General features: G+C 54.9%; 2 protein-coding genes. Both read left to right on the plus strand.

Translation table 11 applies throughout. The features are described 5' to 3' along the window. Positions 1-917 precede the first annotated feature (917 nt). The gene (locus IRZ24_RS19575) at positions 918-1,268 is read left to right on the plus strand and encodes a hypothetical protein (protein WP_297168245.1); all 351 of its coding nucleotides are present in this window, start codon (positions 918-920) and stop codon (positions 1,266-1,268) included. A gap of 61 nt (positions 1,269-1,329) precedes the next feature. Further along, the coding region (locus IRZ24_RS19580) for a hypothetical protein (protein ID WP_297168247.1) at positions 1,330-2,171 on the plus strand (842 nt) is incomplete at its 3' end.

The following is a 2,171-nucleotide window of genomic DNA, read 5'->3' on the forward strand; positions in this document are numbered from 1 at the left end:
TGGTTACACAATAACTTCTATCCAGTATCACAATATATAAAAAAATATGTCCCAAAAAATCAGCAGAGTAGATATATATTTGGTTTAACTGAGCATGATATTTATGATAATAATCATAACTTAGTAGGTGCTTCATTCACATTGTCAGTATATCATATTTGACAGGTAGAGAGAGGATCACAAGCAGTCAACTTTGCAGATGAGGACGCAGCCTGTCCGAGTCTGCGCTGGCTAATCGACAACTTGACCAGGGAATGGCCAGTTGCCATTGTTTCAAAGATTCATCCCAACTATAGGAAGGCGAGCGATGACTATCGGGGCTCAGCTTGTCACCAGGGGTGTTTTTCTTACCCACCCTACAATTCCACTCTCCAGCCTCCACCTCCATTCAGCTACCTCCGTTCCCTGCTAGCCAATGACGCTGGCCCCACCCAGGCTGGGCTACACTCAGCTTTTCTCCTCAGAGGAGAGCCTTCCTAGCAAGCCTTGAGAGCGAGGCTTCCTCCTCTTTTATCTCCTTCAGAGCGTTACCTCACTGCATCAATGGCATCTTCCAGCAGATGCCGTTCACCTTCAACAGTCTCTACGTCTAGCGAGGGACAAGGGAGACGACGTGCACCAGCCGTTCTTTGGCCCCCTTTCCCTCCCCCGCCACTCTCCTCTTGCTAGCCTATCATCAGCCGCTTTGATAGCCTCAGACACTCCTCTTTCTACTCTTTCTCCCCTCTCTCCCCTATCATCCCACACCTCTTGGGCTACCTCATCATTAATCGCCCTATTGACATCTCTCTCTCGGCTTCTTATTATTTACATAGTAAGCTGTCTTACCGACCTGAAGCCTGACTTCTGCCAGGTTCTCAGGCCTTCACTACTCATCACCTTACTACTGATCACACCGTAGCACAGGAGCATTACCTATGGGCTTCATATCGTCCTCCCACCTTGATAGCCCTCGGCCTGTCTCTTACTCTCTCTTCCAGATTCGCCAGACCGCAGCCCGCGCCCTGGCTGAGGTCAGTAGCGCCACTCAGCAGCACGATACCACCTGGCGGCAGATACACGACTGGCTCACGGATGAGAACCAGGTTGATCCTGCATGGGCCGACGTCATCCTCACCTGTCTCGTCCCCTATGCCCAGCGCCTGCGCGCCTCCTACGACTGGCTCACCGACCTGGCCAGCGCTCTCTTCGCCGCCGCCGACTTCCTCGAGGGCACCGACCAGCAGATGGCCGACTCCTTCCAACCCACCCATGGCTATGCTCCCTAAGCCATCTTGCTCACCACCGCCCTTCATCCAGGCCTGATCACGCTCACCAAGGAGGTTGCCCATGTTCACTCCCTCTAGCATCCCAGACACCAGCACCAGTGACGACCCGATCCAAGTGCAGGCCCACGTCCAACTCACGATTCTTGGCCCCCTGCGCTCCTTGCGCCAGCAGGTGACCCCCCTCAACCAGACTCATATCACCTGCGTCCAGAACTGCGCCAACGCCCTGATTGCCCTCTTCTCAGCCACCGATCGCCAGGGACGCCCCCTCATGCACGGAGCAGGTGCCGACGCCCTGGCAACTACCTTCGGCAAGTTCAACGACGCCGCCTATCAGCTCACCGGGGACGATCCCACTACGCTCGTCGGACGCCTGCTGCTCGCCTCCCAGCTTAGCGAGCGCACCGCTGACGACCTGGACTCTCAGATCCAGACCAGCATCCAGCGCTGGCAGGACAGGCAACAGCACCCCTCGCCCTTCACCGATCCCCAGGACGACAACCGGCGTACCGCCAGTCAGCTCAAGGGAATCGTTGCTCAGTCCCTGGCCCTCTATCAGGCTCAGATGGGCAGCGGACCTGATCAAGAACCCCTGCCGGCTCTGCCCCCCCTCCGTGATCCTGACGGTTCTTTCAATACCTTCACCAATCGGTTTAAGGACCAATTTAATCCTTCAATCCCACCAGTCGTACGCAAACTGGCAGGCCAACCAGATGGGGAGCGGTTGCCCGGAGATTTCCGCAATAAGGGGGACTCCCTGTTACGGCTCTCTGGCGTAATTAACGACAACGAAAACGACCAGTTTTACGCTGTTGGACCACAAGGACTGGATGATCTAAAGACAGAAATCCTCGATCGCTTGTTTCAATGGATGAAAGATGCCCTTCAACATAAGATCAATAC

This window comes from Thermogemmatispora sp. (assembly GCF_019683755.1).
GTDB lineage: Bacteria > Chloroflexota > Ktedonobacteria > Ktedonobacterales > Ktedonobacteraceae > Thermogemmatispora.